This window comes from Falsiroseomonas selenitidurans (assembly GCF_012103215.1).
GTDB classification, from domain to species: Bacteria; Pseudomonadota; Alphaproteobacteria; order Acetobacterales; family Acetobacteraceae; genus Falsiroseomonas; species Falsiroseomonas selenitidurans.
Map to the genome: position 1 here is coordinate 15,509 of NZ_JAAVNE010000035.1, position 14,971 is coordinate 30,479.

The 14,971-nt window shown below is 72.5% G+C and carries 14 protein-coding genes; 5 read left to right on the forward strand and 9 right to left on the reverse strand.

Going from position 1 to position 14,971, the window contains the following annotated elements; all coding sequences use genetic code 11:
- Window positions 1-126 precede the first annotated feature (126 nt).
- The gene (locus HEQ75_RS18950) at window positions 127-738 is read left to right on the forward strand and encodes a hypothetical protein (RefSeq protein WP_168033617.1); all 612 of its coding nucleotides are present in this window, start codon (window positions 127-129) and stop codon (window positions 736-738) included.
- A gap of 6 nt (window positions 739-744) precedes the next feature.
- Here the strand turns inward: HEQ75_RS18950 and HEQ75_RS28835 are convergent, their stop codons facing one another.
- The 4 genes from HEQ75_RS28835 to HEQ75_RS28345 form a co-directional block, all read right to left on the reverse strand.
- On the reverse strand, window positions 745-3,228 hold the full coding sequence (locus tag HEQ75_RS28835; protein WP_168033619.1) for a calcium-binding protein: 2,484 nt from the start codon (window positions 3,226-3,228) through the stop codon (window positions 745-747).
- A gap of 157 nt (window positions 3,229-3,385) precedes the next feature.
- Window positions 3,386-4,573, reverse strand: coding sequence for an acetyl-CoA C-acetyltransferase (locus tag HEQ75_RS18960; RefSeq protein WP_168033621.1), 1,188 nt, complete (start codon window positions 4,571-4,573; stop codon window positions 3,386-3,388).
- 65 nt (window positions 4,574-4,638) lie between these two features.
- Window positions 4,639-5,640 (reverse strand): alpha/beta fold hydrolase, encoded by a 1,002-nt coding sequence (locus tag HEQ75_RS18965; protein WP_328734396.1) that lies wholly within the window; start codon window positions 5,638-5,640, stop codon window positions 4,639-4,641.
- A gap of 16 nt (window positions 5,641-5,656) precedes the next feature.
- Window positions 5,657-6,199, reverse strand: a complete 543-nt coding sequence (locus tag HEQ75_RS28345) for a hypothetical protein (RefSeq protein WP_235961957.1) — start codon at window positions 6,197-6,199, stop codon at window positions 5,657-5,659.
- A 174-nt stretch (window positions 6,200-6,373) separates the two neighbouring features.
- Between HEQ75_RS28345 and phaR the strand changes: the two genes are divergently transcribed.
- Complete coding sequence (gene phaR / locus HEQ75_RS18970; RefSeq protein WP_168033625.1) at window positions 6,374-7,015, forward strand: polyhydroxyalkanoate synthesis repressor PhaR; 642 nt, start codon at window positions 6,374-6,376, stop codon at window positions 7,013-7,015.
- 520 nt (window positions 7,016-7,535) lie between these two features.
- Complete coding sequence (locus HEQ75_RS18975; RefSeq protein WP_168033627.1) at window positions 7,536-7,970, forward strand: helix-turn-helix domain-containing protein; 435 nt, start codon at window positions 7,536-7,538, stop codon at window positions 7,968-7,970.
- A gap of 139 nt (window positions 7,971-8,109) precedes the next feature.
- Here HEQ75_RS18975 and phnE (HEQ75_RS18980) read toward each other — a convergent pair whose 3' ends face one another.
- From phnE (HEQ75_RS18980) to phnC, 4 genes are read right to left on the reverse strand one after another with little or no spacing between them, the layout of a single operon-like run.
- Entirely contained in the window at window positions 8,110-8,973 is an 864-nt protein-coding gene (gene phnE / locus HEQ75_RS18980) for a phosphonate ABC transporter, permease protein PhnE (RefSeq protein WP_168033629.1), read from the reverse strand.
- Window positions 8,974-8,978: 5 nt separating this feature from the next.
- Window positions 8,979-9,884, reverse strand: coding sequence for a phosphonate ABC transporter, permease protein PhnE (gene phnE / locus HEQ75_RS18985; RefSeq protein WP_168033631.1), 906 nt, complete (start codon window positions 9,882-9,884; stop codon window positions 8,979-8,981).
- 8 nt (window positions 9,885-9,892) lie between these two features.
- Entirely contained in the window at window positions 9,893-10,846 is a 954-nt protein-coding gene (gene phnD / locus HEQ75_RS18990; protein WP_168033633.1) for a phosphate/phosphite/phosphonate ABC transporter substrate-binding protein, read from the reverse strand.
- Window positions 10,847-10,902: 56 nt separating this feature from the next.
- Window positions 10,903-11,736 (reverse strand): phosphonate ABC transporter ATP-binding protein, encoded by an 834-nt coding sequence (phnC, locus tag HEQ75_RS18995; RefSeq protein WP_168033635.1) that lies wholly within the window; start codon window positions 11,734-11,736, stop codon window positions 10,903-10,905.
- A 195-nt stretch (window positions 11,737-11,931) separates the two neighbouring features.
- Here phnC and HEQ75_RS19000 point away from each other — a divergent pair, with 195 nt between their 5' ends.
- A complete protein-coding gene (locus tag HEQ75_RS19000; protein ID WP_168033637.1) occupies window positions 11,932-12,261 on the forward strand; it encodes an NIPSNAP family protein in 330 nt (109 codons plus the stop codon).
- Here HEQ75_RS19000 and HEQ75_RS19005 read toward each other — a convergent pair whose 3' ends face one another.
- The gene (locus HEQ75_RS19005; protein ID WP_168033639.1) at window positions 12,262-12,990 is read right to left on the reverse strand and encodes a superoxide dismutase; all 729 of its coding nucleotides are present in this window, start codon (window positions 12,988-12,990) and stop codon (window positions 12,262-12,264) included.
- A gap of 283 nt (window positions 12,991-13,273) precedes the next feature.
- On the opposite strand from HEQ75_RS19005, the gene HEQ75_RS19010 reads away from it, so the two are divergent.
- Window positions 13,274-14,971: a DUF6311 domain-containing protein gene (locus tag HEQ75_RS19010; RefSeq protein ID WP_168033641.1), complete on the forward strand. Its 1,698-nt coding sequence runs from the start codon at window positions 13,274-13,276 to the stop codon at window positions 14,969-14,971.

Sequence of the window (14,971 nt, forward strand, 5' to 3'; positions counted from 1 at the left end):
GCGGCGGCGGGCCGCGGGTCGGTGCTTCCCCAGGCGGCCTCACCGCAACGGAACGTTCACCGGCCGCAGGCATGATCCGGCGGATTGCCGGCCGCGCGGTGCGGGCGGTGCCGGGGAACATGGCGCATGGCCGACACGACCAGCCCGATCGAGACGATGCGCGAGGCCGTGCGGGCGGAGCTGCGGCCCGCCCTGGCCGATCTGCATGCCTTTGTCGACCGCCGCATCGCGGAGCTGTCGGCCGAGCTCTGCGCCAGCGTCGAGATCGCCGACATGGGCGAGGAGCAGATGCGGGCCGAGCTGGCGCGGATCCACGACCAGATCGGTCAGCTGGTCGCCATGCCCGCCGCCGCAACCCGCAACAGCGGGCTGGAGCTGGAGGCGGTGGTGCAGGCCACGGAGGCGGCGGCCAACACCATCATGGAAGCGGCGGAGGCAATCCAGGAATGGATCGCCAGCGGCGGCCAGGACAAGGATGCGGTCGCCGCCATCGCCGCCCGGGTGAACTCCATCTTCGAGGCCTGCAGCTTCCAGGACGTGACCGGCCAGCGCATCCGCCGCGCCATCCAGCACCTGCAGCAGGTGGAGACGATGCTGGAGACCATGATCCCGGATGGTGCCCTGCCCGAGGTCCAGCGCACCCAGGTGCGGGTGGCGACCACCATCCGCACCGTCGAGACCCCGGCCGGCGGCGACCTGGCCCAGGCCGCCATCGATGCGCTGCTGGACGATTTCTGAGCCGCGCTACAGGATGAAATCCGCCGCCGTCAGCATGGTGGGCTCGGCGAAGCTCAGGCTGATGCCGCTGCCGCCGGAGGTGATGACCACGACATAGGGGAATTCATAGTCCGGCGGGCTGCCGGCGAGCTCCAGCGCCGCGAAATCCGCATAGCCGAAGGCGCTGAGGTCCAGCAGATCCTCGCCCCGCTGAAAATCCTTGATGCTGTCCTGGCCATGGCCGGGGGCGAAGACGAAGACATCGGCGCCGCCGCCGCCGAAATAGACCTGCTCCATCGCGCCATCGACGAAGCGGTCCGCCTGCTCGGTGCCGACGAAGTCCTCGAAGCGCGCGATGGTGGCGCCCGCCTGGCCGCCAAGCGTCAGCAGCCCGGCCGCCACATCCACCACGGCGCCGGAGAGATCCACCCCGGTCAGGTCCAGCGTGTCCCGCCCCGCCTCGCCATCGAGGCGGTTATCGGCGAAATCCAGCAGCGTCGCGGCGCCTTCCATGAAGAGCGAGAGCTGAAGCGCATCATCGCCGCCGCCCAGGGCCACCAGATTGTCGCGCAGGATGATCCGCGCGGTGCCCGCCGCGCCCGCCGCGCCCGCCGGCCCATCCTGGCCGGGATGGACGGTGACAAGGACACCCCCCTCCTCGAAGGTCCCGGTCTCCACCGCCTCCCCGGACAGGCCGCCATCACCGCCGAGGCCGCCCGCCCCGGCCGTGGCCTCGGCGTCCAGGCTGACCAGGGTCGCCGCCTCCCCCGCCGCCTCGATTCGGTTGCCGCTGATCTCCGCCACCGCATCACCGCCGGCACCGCCGGCGCCGCCGGCGCCGCCCCGGTCCCAGCGCTCGTCGCGGAAGCCGCTGAGCATGCCGTCGAACTCCTCCACGCTGCCGGTGCTGCCGAAGCCGCCCGCGCCGCCGGCGCCACCCGCCCCGCCCTCGCCGCCAGCCGCCACCACGGCCAGGTCCAGCTCCGCGAACGCGGAGGTGGCGACCAGAAAGCTGATCCGCGCGGCGGCCGCCCCGCCGGCGCCACCGGCCCCGCCCGCGCCGCCTTCCCCGCCATCCGGCCCATCCGACAAATCCGCATCGAAGATGCCGTCGCCGCCATCCCCCCCGTCACCGCCGAAACCGCCCGCGCCCGCTTCGGCGTTGGTGTCCAGCCAGAGCACCGCGCCCGGGGAGCGATCGGCGATGAAGTCGAGGATGCTGGCCAGCGCCTCGCCACCCTCGCCGCCCGCCCCGCCGGCGCCGCCGGCGCCGCCCGGGCTGGCCGTGTCGATCAGGCCTGAGACCGGCTGGCCCTCCCCATCCAGCACCGCGCTGCTGGCCTGCAGCGCGGAGTTGCCGCCATCGCCGCCGCGGCCGCCCGAGCCGCCCTCGCCGCCGACGGCTTCAAGGGCGAGCGTCGACTCATCCGGGGTCGCCACCGCGCCCAGCAGCCGCGCGCCGGCGCCCTCGGCCCGCGCCGCGGCATCGCCCCCCGCGCCACCCGCCTGGCCCGCCGCGCCATCGCCGCCGGGCAGCGTGGTGCGGATATTCTGCGGCGCCCGGAACAGCAGGGTGGGCTCGGCATCCATTCCCGCCGCGCCATCCGCCCCGGCACCGCCGGCGCCGCCCTCCACGAAGCCGAAGTATTCCACCACGTCGCTGCCCAGGCTGCCGGTCAGCAGGTCGGCGGCGCCGAACAGCAGCGCGTCGATCGATTCGCCCGCCGCGCCCGCCGCCCCCTGGGCGCCGATCCGCTCCCGATCCTCCTCCACCAGCAGCGGCTCCGCGGCGGGGCCGAACAGCAGGGCGCCGGCGGCGAGGTCGGCCAGCATCGTCTCCCGCAGTGTCACCCGCACGCCGCCGAGGTCGAGGCGCACCACGCTGCCGATCTGCCGTGCCGCGCCCAGCAGTCCGGCCGCCGTCAGGCCGACAAAGCCCGTGAAATCCAGCACATCCTCCCCGGCGGTGAAGTCGACCACCACGACCTCCCCCGCCTCGGGGCCGAGGCGGAAGACATCGGCACCCTCGCCCCCGGTCAGGCGGTCCAGCCCACCGCCGCCGGACAGCGTATCGGCGCCGGCGCCGCCGAGGATGGTGTCGTTGCCCAGCCCGCCGGCAAGCAGGTCGTCTCCGGCGCGGCCGACCAGGCGCAAGGCCGTGGCGAGGCCCTCAGCCTGCACCGTCAGGTCGGCGGTGGCGACCTTGGCCAGGGTGATGGTGGCGGCGGGGCCGAGCGCGGCCTCCGCCAGGCCGCCCAGCGCCAGGCTGGCGCTGCCGGTGGCGCGCAGCACCACGGCCTCGAAGCCCCGCAGCCCGGTGAAGGCGGCGTCCAGCACGGCCAGCGGGCCGGAGTCCAGGATGCGGAGCGTATCCGCCCCGCCGCCGGCCTGCACCGAAAGCCCCGGGGCCATCAGATCGCCGGTGCCGAGCGTCACGAAGACATCCGCGGTCTCGCTGCCATCAAGCAGCAGCGGCCCGCCCGTCAGCGGATTGATCCGAAACAGCGCCATGACGTCGTCTCCCCGCCACGGCGGCCCTTGCTTGGTGGCGGGATAAGATTAATCCGGCTGCGTGGCCCGTAAAGCCGAAGATTGCGGGCTCGAAACACGGTGTCGCGGGACGCCCCGCGGCGCGGCTCAGCCGCGCCGGCTTCCCCCGCGGCGCGGCTCAGCCGCGCTCGACGCACATGGCCACACCCATGCCGCCGCCGATGCACAGCGTCACCAGGCCGCGCTTGGCGTCGCGGCGCTGCATCTCGAACAGCAGCGTGTTCAGCACCCGCGCGCCGGAAGCGCCGATCGGGTGGCCCAGCGCGATGGCGCCGCCATTGACGTTCACCTTCGCCGGATCCCAGCCGAGATCCTTGTTCACCGCGCAGGCCTGCGCCGCGAAGGCCTCGTTCGCCTCGATCAGGTCCAGCGAGGCCACGTCCCAGCCCGCCTTGGCCAGCGCCTTGCGGCTGGCCGGGATCGGCCCGGTGCCCATGATGGCGGGATCGACCCCCGCCGTGGCCCAGGAAACGATGCGCGCCAACGGCGTGATGCCGCGCTTCTCGGCTTCCGCCGCGCTCATCACCACCACCGCCGCGGCGCCGTCATTGATGCCCGACGCATTGCCGGCGGTCACCGTGCCATCCTTGCTGAAGGCCGGGCGCAGCTTGGCCAGCACCTCGAAGGTGGTCTCCGGGCGGGGGTATTCGTCCTCGGCCACCACCACGTCGCCCTTGCGGCCCTTCACGGTGACCGGCGCGATCTCGTCCTTGAAGCGGCCGGCCTTCATCGCCTCGCCGGCCTTGCGCTGGCTGTTGGCGGCGAATTCGTCCTGTTCCTGCCGCGTCAGCTGGAACTTCTGCGCCACATTCTCCGCCGTGGTGCCCATGTGGTAGCCGTGGAAGGCGTCCCACAGCCCGTCCTTGATCATGGTATCGACCATGGCGAGGTCGCCCATCTTCTGCCCGGCGCGGAGATTGGCCGCGTGCGGCGCCTGGGTCATGCTCTCCTGCCCGCCGGCCACGACGATGGACGCGTCGCCGCAGGCGACCTGCTGCGCCGCCAGCGCCACCGCCCGCAGGCCGGAGCCGCAGAGCTGGTTGATGCCGAAGGCGGTGCGTTCCACCGGGATGCCGGCGGCCACCGCCGCCTGGCGGGCCGGGTTCTGGCCGGCGCCGGCGGTCAGGATCTGGCCGAGGATCACCTCGTCCACCTCCGCGCCCGTCAGCCCGGCGCGGGACAGCGCCGCCTGGATGGCGACGGTGCCCAGAACATGCGCCGGCAGGCTGGCAAAGGCGCCGTTGAAGGAGCCGACCGGCGTGCGGGCGGCGGAGGCGATGACGATGTCGGAGGTGCTGGCAGACATGGGCCCTGGGGCTCCTTGGCTCGTGGACTGGAGGTTGGCCGGAGTGTGGTGCGCCGCGGCAAAGCCTACAAGCGGCGAAGCCAAGTCAGTAGGGGCCGCCACAGCGCCGCCTCCGCCCTGCTGCCGGCGGCCATGCCGATATGGCCGGCGGCGGCGACATGCAGCGTGGGCGCACGCAGCCGCTCGGCCAGGGCACGGGCGGAAGCGGGGGGCACGATGCGGTCGCGGGCGGGCATGGCGATGAAGCTTGGCATGGCCAGCGCCGCCGGATCCACCGCCGCCCCCGCCACCCGCCAGGCGCCGCGGGCCGGCGCATTGGCGCCATACCAGCCGCCCAGTGCCTCCCGCGCCACGGGGGCGGCCAGCGGCACGCCGTCATTCAGCCAATCCTCCAGCGCGACGAATTGGGCCGCCCGCTCGCTGGCCGGGTCCAGCCGGGCGAAGGCGCGGAATTTCTGCGGGATGCCGAAGGGATCGATACCGGCGAACAGGGTCTGGATCGCATCAACCGGGAGGGTGCCGGTGGCGGCGAGCACCGGCTCCAACCCCGGCAGCAGTGCGGCGGCGGTGCGGGCGCGGTCCGCATCCTCGGCGTGGAAATCCCAGGGCGTGGCCAGCAGTGCCAGCGCGGCGACGCGGTCCGGCCGGCGCTGCGCGGCGGCCAGGGCCAGCAGCCCACCCATGCAATAGCCGGCCAGCACCACCTTCCCCGGCAGCGCCGCCAGGGCGCGTTCCAGCCTTCCGGCGATGTAGTCGGTCAGGTTGAAGCCGCGCTCCACCTCCCCGGGCCAGCCCCAGTCCAGCAGCAGCGGGCGCTGGCCCTGGGCGGCCAGGTGGCGCAGCAGCGACCGGCCCGGCATCAGGTCCAGCACCTCCGCCCGGTTGATCAGGGAGGGCACGAACAGCACCGGCGTCCCGGGCGCCCCGGATGCATAATCCAGCAGCCGGCTGCCGCCTTCCGCCCAGATCACCGGCGGGTCCGCCAGGGTGCGCATGTAGGGGTGGCGGCGATAGGCGGCGATGCCGGCCAGCAGGGCGCGGTCGGCGCGCAGAAGCCGGCGGATCACCGCCGCCTGGAAGGCCTCAGCCGGCTGGTTTGCGGCGGCGAGGGCGGCGCCGATCCGGCGCGCTTCCGCCAGCCCCGCCGGGGAGATCCGGGGCGCCGCCCCGTTCAAGCCCGGCCAGGCGCTGCTCCAGCTCGGCGACCCGTCGGGCAAGCGTGGCATCGCCGCGCTGGCGATCGCCGCCATCCCCCGGCTCGCCCCCAGGATCAGGTGCAGCGGCAGCGGCCGGGGCCCGCGGCGGCGCAGCGGGGCGGTCATCGGCGGGCGGCCACCAGGGCGATTGCATGGCGTAGGCGAAGCCGGGCGGGGCGCCCGGGGGATAGCCGGGCGGGGCGCCCGGGGGGAAGCCGGGCGGGGCGCGGCCGAAGGGCGGGGCGGCGGCGGCGCGCAGCCACGCCGCACCCAGAGCCGCCCAGGCCGCGCCCATCGCGGCCCAGCCCTCGGCCATCTCGCGGTCCGCGGCCAGGCCGGCGATCTCGCTCTGCCATAGCGCGATCCAATCCTCCGCCAGGCGTTCCAGCTCCGCGGCCGGATCGCCTTCCCTGGGGTCGTCCCCCTGCATCATGCATCCTCGAGCGGCCGGAAGCGCGGCCGCGGAGCATAACGCCGGCCGGCCGGCCGGCCAGGGGCAGCGTGACAAAAACCTGACGGAGGCGTGGAATCAGGTCTTTCGCACTGCAATGCAGCGCATGTTAGCATCATGGCAGCGGCTGGGCCGCCAGGGGAAACAAGACGCATGGCGCAGGATACGATCCAAGCAGGTGCCGGGCAGACAGGGTCGGGTCCTGGCGAGGCGCAGGATGCCCCGGCGCAGCCGCCGGTGGTGGTAAAGAAATACGCCAACCGTCGCCTCTACAACACGGAGTCCTCCTCCTACGTCACGCTCGAGGATCTGGCGGTGATGGTCCGGCATGGCCGGCACTTCGTGGTCTATGACGCGAAGTCGGGCGAGGACATCACCCGCGGCGTGCTGACCCAGATCATCGTGGAGGAGGAGGCCAAGGGTCGCAACCTGCTGCCCACCTCCTTCCTGCGGCAGATCATCGGCTTCTACGGCGACAGCATGCAGTCGCTGGTGCCGCGCTACCTGGAGACCATGATGGGCGCCTTCTCGCGCCAGCACGACCAGGTCCGCCGCACGGTGGAGAACACCATGGGCGGCTTCATGCCCTTCACCAACCTGGAGGAAATGGGCAAGCAGAACATGGCGATGATGGAACGCGCCATGACCCTGTTCTCCCCCTTCCCGCCCAAAGCCGACGCCAGCGAGACCAGCCCGGAGGCCGCCCGCGTCGCCGCCCTGCAGGCAGAGCTTGAGGCGCTGCGCCGGCAGCTGGAGCAGTACAAGGCCGCTACGGCGCGGAACGAGAAGGGCTGATCCCCAGCCCTCGAGTCTCGTGGGGCGCCGGTGCCCGGGGCCGGACCCTGGGCTCGTCGCCGCCTGGTAAGGGCCGGTCCGCGCTTTGTGATGCCGCGGCAGGTGGCCACGCGGCCCCGGGAGCGATACTCACGCCGTTGTCATGCGCGCAGGAGGCGAACGCATGACCATCTGCCAGGCGGGAATCGCGCCGGGATGGCTTGTCATGACGGCGCCGCGACCGGGAATCGGCGCGGCGATACGCGTCCGAGGCGCGCGGCCGGGGCAACCCGCGGCCGGCGCGCCAGGCGCGACAGGGAACGCGGGCGCGGCAGCCGGCGCGCCCGGGCTGCGGAACGCGCGCGACGGGGCAGGATGCCCGGCGCCGTTGACGGGGCGCGATGCCGGGCCTGGCCCTGCATGGCGTTGCGGAACAGGGGATACCGCATGGCGCGTGAGGCTTCACGCCGCCCGGCGGGCAAAGGTGACGCGGCCTTGGTCGGATTTGGCTTATCCGCCGGGCGGCGATGGGATCGGGGACATGTCGACGATCGAAACCGAGGATCAGGCCGGCGCTTCTGCGCCCGGCGAACGGCCGGGGCAGCGCGCGAATGCGGCGGACCGGCATGTGGGCGCCCGCATCCGTGAGCGGCGGGTGATGATGGGCCTGTCGCAGCAGCAGCTCGCCAAGCTGATCGGCGTGACCTACCAGCAGGCGCACAAGTATGAGCGGGGGCTGAACCGGATTTCCGCCGGGCGGCTGTTCGAGATCGGCCAGGTGCTGGGCGTGCCCGTCTCCTGGTTCTTCGAAGGGCTGACCGTGGAGGGTCCCGGCATCGAGGCGTCGCCGCGCCAGCGGATGTGCCTGGAGCTGGCCCGCAACTTCGCGCTGATCGACAATGAGAAGCACCAGGAAGCGCTCAGCCAGATGGCCCGCGCCCTGGCCGCCCAGTCCCAGGCGGAACGCGAGGGCTGAAGCGGCATCCCGCGGCGCCTCTTCGGCGCCGCGGGTGCGAATGCGTGGCGCTCGCGACGTTGCGCCGGGTTGGCGCGGTGGCGGTCATGGCGCGCGCGCTTTCCGCGCCGCCAGGCGAGGCCGCCCGCCCCGGACCGGCTCAGCGCGCCGGCACGGCCTCGCGCCCGCCGATCAGGCGGCGGCGGATGCGGGCGGAGACAAAATCGATCGCCGCGACGGTGAGCAGCATCAGGATGATGATGAAGGCCACCTCGTCCCAGGCGCGCACCTTGATGCGCTCGGCGATGGCGAGCCCGATGCCGCCGGCGCCGACGATGCCGAGCACGCTGGCGGAGCGCGTGTTGCTTTCCATGAAGTACAGCGCCTGCGCCAGCATCACCGGCAGCACCTGCGGCAGCAGCCCGAAGCGCGTGCGCATCAGCAGCCCGCCGCCCGCCGCCTCGATCCCCTCCGCCTGGCGCCGCTCCGCATTCTCGATCGCCTCGGCATAGAGCTTGGCCAGCACGGCGATGTCGGCGGTGGCAATGGCCAGCACGCCAGCCAGCGGGCCGAGGCCCACGGCGCGCACATAGGCCAGCGCCCAGATCAGCTGGTCCACGCCGCGGAAGCCGTCGAAGACCCGGCGGATGGAGAAATGCGCCAGCGCGTTCACCACCACGTTGCCGGCGCCGAGGAAGCCCAGTGGCACGGCGATGACCGCGGCGATGAAGGTGCCGAGGAAGGCCATCGCGACGCTTTCCGCGATGCCCTTCAGGATATCCACCCACAGCGCCCCGGGCGAAGGCGGGATCATCAGCACCAGGATGGTGCCGAGGCCGGAAAGCCCGTTCCACAGCCGCAGCGGCGTGATGTTGAACCACCAGAACAGGAAGCCGAACCAGGCCAGGGCGCCGAGCCCCATCGCCCAGCGCAGCGCGCGCTGCTGCGCGGTGATGCCGAAGGCGGCCGGCATGCGGGCGCGCAGCTGCAGGATCTGGCCGGGGGTGGGGGTTGGCAGGCCCATCGCGCTCAGCCCCGCGCCGCGCCGCCGGCCATCAGGCCGTGGCGCAGGCGTTCGGAGACCAGGTCGATCATGGCGACGCTGAGGATGATCAGCACGACGATGGCGCTGATCTCCTCGTAATAGTTGAACGAGATCACGTGGTAGAGCTCCTCGCCGATGCCGCCCGCGCCGACGAAGCCCAGCACGCTGGCGCCGCGCACATTGATCTCGAAGCGCAGCAGCGCGTAGCTCAGGAAGTTCGGCGCCACCTGCGGCAGCACGCCGAAGCGGACCCGGTGGAACCAGTTGCCGCCCGCCGCGCGCACGCCCTCCATCGCCGAGGTCTCGGCATTCTCCACCACCTCGGCGAACAGCTTCCCGTTGGCGCCGGCGGTGTGGATGATGATCGCCAGGATGCCGGCCAGCGGGCCGATGCCGAAGGCCCAGACGAAGATCAGCGCGAAGACGATCTCCGGCACGGTGCGGCAGAATTCCAGGAAGCGGCGCGCCAGGTGGAACACCCAGGGCGTGGGCGCCAGGTTGCGCGCCGCGGCAAAGCACAGGCAGAAGGCGATCAGCGTGCCGAAGAAGGTGCCCAGCAGCGCCATCTGGCTGGTCTCGAAGATCAGCCAGGCCCATTTGTCGAGCCGGTAGAACCAGGCGGCCAAGCTGCCGTCCGTCTCCCAGTTCGCGAAAAGCACCTCCCACCGCAGGGTGGGCAGGATGCGCCAGAAATACTCGCCGATGCGCGGCACGCCGTCGGCCAGCGCCTGCGGCGTCATTTCCGACAGCCGCGCCGCCAGCAGCAGGCACAGCGCGAGGATCACCAGCCACAGCAGGCTGGCACGCCGGCGATGCCGCCGCGCCGCCTGGAAATCCGATTCTCCGCGCAGGACGGCGGCGGAGGCGGGCCCGGGCAGCGCGGTGTCCATGGTGCGGCTTAGGACCGGCGACGCCGCTCGGCCGCTTCCTCGCGGCGGAGCTGCACGATCGGCTCGAACATCTCGTGCGTCACCTGGGCGTAGCCCTGGCCACCGCCGCGCTCGATCTGCGCGTAGATCTGCGGGTGGGCCGCGGCCAGCGCCAGATGGAACTGGGTGAAGTCGGCCTTGAAGGCGTCCGGCAGGTTCTTCCGGACGGTCATCGGGCCGTTCAGGATCGGGCGCGAGGTCCAGATGATGCGCAGGTCGGCCATGTTCAGCATGCCCTTCTGCACCATCGCGCGCAGGTTGCCGCGGGTGAAGCCCTGGCTCACCTCGCCCTGGCCCGAGGCCCAGGTGACGGCCGCGTCGTACTGGCGCTGCAGCACCGCGACCACCGCCTGCTCATGCCCGCCGCCGAAGCCGGTGCGGGAGAAGTAGGTGTTGATGTCGATGCCGGCGCTGCGCAGCTCGGACCGCGGCACCAGGTAGCCGGAGGTCGAGTTGGCATCGGCCCAGGCGAGCGACTTGCCGCGCATCTGCGGCAGGCCGGTGATGCCGCTGTCGCTGCGGACCACCATGACGGAGACGTAGGAGATGCCGCCATCGGCCTCCCGCGCCACCCACAGCGGCTCCACCGCGCCGTTGGTGTCGAGCCAGGCGCCGGCATAGGCCGAGGCGCCCATGCCCGCGCCCTCGATCTGGCCGGCGCTGAAGGCCTGCATCACGCCGGCGTAGTCGGCGGCCGGGAACAGCCGCACCGGCACGCCGAAGGTCGTCTCCATCAGCGCGCGATAGGCCTCGTACCGGCCCAGCCGGTCGGCCTCGTTCTCGCCACCCAGCAGGCCGATCCGGATCTGCGGGACCTGCGCGGCCCAGGCGCGGCGGCCCGGGGCGGGCATGGTGGCGTTCTGGGCGGCGGCGGCGAAGGGCGCCATCGCGGCGCCGGCAACCAGAAGGCGGCGGGTGATCATGGGGGTTCTCTCCAGGGCGGCTTCTTGGGGGTGGTCGGCCGGGCGCGCAGCCGCCGTCAGGCGACGGCCAGGCCGGGTTTGGTGCGGAGCGGCGGGCGGGCGGCAGGGTTCACCGCCTCCTGCGCCTGTTCCTCGAATTCATCCTCGGTGACGCCGTAGATCTCCTGCACCCGGGCCGAGGTCAGCTCGGCCGGCGTGCCGTCGAACATCACGCGGCCGGCCTGCATGGCGACGATGCGGTCGCAATACTGCCGGGCTGTGTTCAGGTGATGCAGGTTGGTCAGCACGGTCAGGCCGTCTTCCCGGTTCACCTGGCGCAGCGCGTCCATCACCGTCTTGGCGTTGCGCGGATCGAGGCTCGCGATCGGCTCATCGGCCAGGATCAGGCGGGGCTGCTGCAGCAGGGCACGGCAGATGGCGACGCGCTGCTGCTGGCCGCCGGAGAGCGTATCGGCGCGCTGCAGGGCCACTTCCGCCAGATCGAAGCGGTCCAGCGCCTGGATCGCCATGGCACGCTCGGCGGCCGTGAACATCTTGAACAGGCTGGTCACGGTGCCCATCAGCCCGGGGCGGTGGTTCAGGCGGCCGACCAGCACATTGGTCAGCACATCCAGCCGCTGCACCAGGTTGAACTGCTGGAAGATCATCGCGCAATCGGTACGCCAGCGGCGCAGCTCACCGCCCCGCAGGCCCGTCACGTCGCGCCCGCCATACTGGATGCGGCCCTCGGAAGGCTCCGTCAGCCGGTTGATCATCCGCAGAAGGGTGGACTTGCCGGCGCCGGAGCGGCCGATCACGCCCACCATCTGCCCGTCCGGGATCGAGAGATTGACGTCGTTAACCGCCGTCACGGCGCCGAAGCGCCGCGTCAGCCCCTGGAGCTCCAGCATGCAAGCAGCCTTTCGTTAGCCGCGCTATACAAGCACCGGGTGACGTCTACATGACACAAATATGATGAAAAGATTTCAGATGCTGCGCCGCAGCAGGTCCGCGCGGGCCGTCTGCGCCGGCCCGCAGCGCGCCCTTGGCGGGAGCGGCGCGGCCGCCCATCCTGCCGCAGCCTGCACGGGACAAGGACCCACGCCATGATCGTCGACCTGCGCATCTACACCACGCTGCCGAACCGGCTGCCGGAATTCGTCGCGCTGTACGAGGCCAAGGCCTGGCCCCTGCAGTTGCAATACCTGGGCAATTGCCTGGGCTGGTACACCACGGTGGAGGGCGCGCTGAACACCGTGGTGCATATGTGGGGCTATGCCGACCAGGGCGACCGCGAACGCCGTCGCACCGCCATGGCGGCTGACCCCGCCTGGGGCGACTACCTGGCCGAGGCCGGGGCGCGTGGCCTGCTGCTGAAGATGGAAAACCGCATCCTGCGCCCCACCGGCTTCTTCAGCGCGCTTCCGAAGGGCTGATCAGACGCCCAGCGTGCCGTCCTGCGCGGCGGCATGGCGGGCGGCGATGCGCTGCCAGTCCAGCACGTTCCACCAGCCGGCAGTGTAGTCGGCGCGACGGTTCTGGTAGCGCAGGTAGTAGGCGTGCTCCCACACATCATTGCCCATGAGCACGCGCTGGCCGTCGAACAGCGGGGTGTCCTGGTTGGGCCGCGTCGCGATCGCCAGCCGGCCCGCCGTCGTCACCGTCACGAAGGCCCAGCCACTGCCGAAGACGCCGTTGGCGGCGGCGTTGAAGCGGCTGCGGAAGCTGGCGAAGTCGCCGAAGTCCCGCGCGATGGCCGCGGCCAGCGGGCCGGAGGGCTCGCCACCCTGCCCGCCCATGATCGCCCAGAACATGGTGTGGTTGGCATGGCCGCCGCCATTGTTGCGCACCGCGCTGCGCACCGCCTCCGGCACCTGGGACAGGTTCATCAGCAGCCGGTCCAGCGGCTGTTCCGCCAGCTGGCCGTGGTTGCGCAGCGCCGCGTTCAGATTGGCCACCTGCCCGCCATGGTGGAAGCGGTAGTGCAGTTCCATGGTCCGCGCATCGATCGCCGCCTCGTTCGCGCCATAGGCGTAGGGCAAGGGTGCCTGGACATGCGGGCCGGCGGAGGCCGGCGCAGCCTGGGCGCGGGCGGCGCGCGGCGCCGGCAGGGCGGCGGCAAGGGCAGCGGCGGCCAGCAGGCCGCGACGGGGAAGCAGGCGCATGGGCGGGTATCCTCGGAGCATGGATGACGGGGAGGTGGCGTGCAGCCGGACCGTTGCCAAGGCGCCATGCCGGGCACGGCGACGTGACCGGGCGGCGGCGGGTTGCGGCTCACGAAATCGCGACGTAGGGTGCGGCTAGATCGAAGATTTCATGGATGCTTGGGAAAAAGCAACAAAACGCCGGGCATCCGGCCGGCTCACGCCGCATGCCCCGCGCCGCGCGACGGACGCGGCGCTGCGGCCTGCGCCGGATGCAGAAGAGGCGCCGGATCGGGACGCCCGGATGCTGACCCGGGTGACGGAAAGCGACGTCGCCGCGCCGCGCTTTGCCGCCGGCACCCGACGCCTCGCGCTGGCGCTGGCGCTGCTGGGCGGCGCGCTGGCCGCCATCGTCACGCTCGGCCCGCGCATCCTGGACATAAGGGACCTGGGCTGGCTGCTGCATGGCACGCTGGGGCCGGACCCGGTGGCCTATCTGGTCGCCTGGCAATACTTGGCGACCTCCCCCTGGTCCTGGCCGCCGGGGCTGAACCCGGACTACGGGATCGAGCTGTCCAGCGCCATCTTCTACGTCGATGCGGTGCCGCTGCTGGCCTTCCTGGCCAAGGCGCTGCGGCCGGTGCTGGAGGTGCCGCAATACTGGGGCCCCTGGATGGTGCTGTGCAGCGCGCTGCAGGCCGGTTTCGGCTGGAAACTGCTGGGCGAGGCGGTGGAGGACCCGGTGGCGCGTGGGCTCGGCGCCGTGCTGCTGGCCTTCCAGCCGATGCTGCTGAACCGCATGGGCGGGCATTTCCCGCTGGTGGCGCAATGGGCGGTGCTGTGGGCGCTGTGGCTGGCCATCCGCCCGGTGCCGCGGCGGCAGGGCGCCCTGTGGGTGGCCTGCCTGGGGCTGGCGGCGCTGATGAACGCCTACATCACCGCCATGTGCGGCTTGGTCTGGGCGGCGGATTGGGTGAACCGCGCCTGGCAGGGGCGCATCTGGCGCGGCCCGGGTGCCCCGGCAGCCCTGGTGCAGGCGGTGGCGGTGCCGGGGGTGACGCTGGGCTCGCTCTGGCTCGCGGGGTTCTTCTCCCTGGGGGGAGAGGTGATGCCGGTCGGGCTGCACTACGGCTATTCCCAGTTCGACCTCACGGCGCCCTTCGACGCGCTGGAATGGGGCAGGCTGCTGCCGGAACTGCCGGGCCTGCGGCATTGGGAGGTGGGCGGGTCCTATCTCGGCGCCGGGTCGCTGGCACTGATGGCGCTGGCCGGCGTGCTGGCGCTGCGCGCGCCGGCCGGGCTGGGCGCGGTGCTGGGGCGGCGCCTGCCGCTGCTGGCGATGCTGCTGGCCATGCTGGGCTTCGCCATCTCCAACCGCCTGGCCATCGCCGGCCAGGTCTTTCCGCTGTTCGAGGTGCCGCACGCCCTGCTGCGCCTGGCCGACATGCTGCGCGCCTCGGAACGGTTCTTCTGGCCGCTGGGCTATGCGCTGATCTTCGCCGCCGCCGCCCTGGTGGCGCGGCGGCTGCCGCTGCAGCCGGCGCGCGCCGTGCTGGCCGGCGCGCTGCTGCTGCAACTGGGGGACATCGAGGCCGGCATGGGCCGCTTCCGCGACCTGGTGGCGCAGGCGCCCCGGGTGGCGGCGGACCGGCTGCCAGACCCGTTCTGGCCGCAGGCGGCGCTGCGCTACAGCCGGGTGCGCGCCGTGCCCGCCGGCAACTTCGCGCTGCATTGGGAGGAGATCGCCCGCTTCGCCGCGCCGCGCCACATCCCGACCGACGCCGTCTACCTCTCCCGCATCGACCCGGCGCTGATCGAGGCGCTGAACGCCCGCACCCTGGCCGACCTCGCCGCGGGGCGGTGGGAGCCGGGCACGCTGTACGTGCTGCGCGACGCGGCAACCGAGGCGCTGGTGCGGCCGCGGCTGGACCCGGCGCGCGACCTGCTGGGCCAGCGCGACGGGCTGACCGTCTTCGCCCCGGGCTGGTTCGCGCCGCGCTGA

Excerpts from the sequence above, each read along its gene's own strand:
- HEQ75_RS19010 (WP_168033641.1), top strand. The coding sequence starts at position 13,274 with ATGCTGACCCGGGTGACGGAAAGCGACGTCGCCGCGCCGCGCTTTGCC.
- HEQ75_RS18950 (WP_168033617.1), top strand. The coding sequence starts at position 127 with ATGGCCGACACGACCAGCCCGATCGAGACGATGCGCGAGGCCGTGCGG.
- HEQ75_RS18960 (WP_168033621.1), bottom strand. The coding sequence starts at position 4,573 with ATGTCTGCCAGCACCTCCGACATCGTCATCGCCTCCGCCGCCCGCACG.
- HEQ75_RS19005 (WP_168033639.1), bottom strand. The coding sequence starts at position 12,990 with ATGCGCCTGCTTCCCCGTCGCGGCCTGCTGGCCGCCGCTGCCCTTGCC.
- phnE (WP_168033629.1), bottom strand. The coding sequence starts at position 8,973 with ATGGGCCTGCCAACCCCCACCCCCGGCCAGATCCTGCAGCTGCGCGCC.
- phnE (WP_168033631.1), bottom strand. The coding sequence starts at position 9,884 with ATGGACACCGCGCTGCCCGGGCCCGCCTCCGCCGCCGTCCTGCGCGGA.
- HEQ75_RS28835 (WP_168033619.1), bottom strand. The coding sequence starts at position 3,228 with ATGGCGCTGTTTCGGATCAATCCGCTGACGGGCGGGCCGCTGCTGCTT.
- phaR (WP_168033625.1), top strand. The coding sequence starts at position 6,374 with ATGGCGCAGGATACGATCCAAGCAGGTGCCGGGCAGACAGGGTCGGGT.
- phnC (WP_168033635.1), bottom strand. The coding sequence starts at position 11,736 with ATGCTGGAGCTCCAGGGGCTGACGCGGCGCTTCGGCGCCGTGACGGCG.
- phnD (WP_168033633.1), bottom strand. The coding sequence starts at position 10,846 with ATGATCACCCGCCGCCTTCTGGTTGCCGGCGCCGCGATGGCGCCCTTC.
- HEQ75_RS18975 (WP_168033627.1), top strand. The coding sequence starts at position 7,536 with ATGTCGACGATCGAAACCGAGGATCAGGCCGGCGCTTCTGCGCCCGGC.
- HEQ75_RS19000 (WP_168033637.1), top strand. The coding sequence starts at position 11,932 with ATGATCGTCGACCTGCGCATCTACACCACGCTGCCGAACCGGCTGCCG.
- HEQ75_RS28345 (WP_235961957.1), bottom strand. The coding sequence starts at position 6,199 with ATGCAGGGGGACGACCCCAGGGAAGGCGATCCGGCCGCGGAGCTGGAA.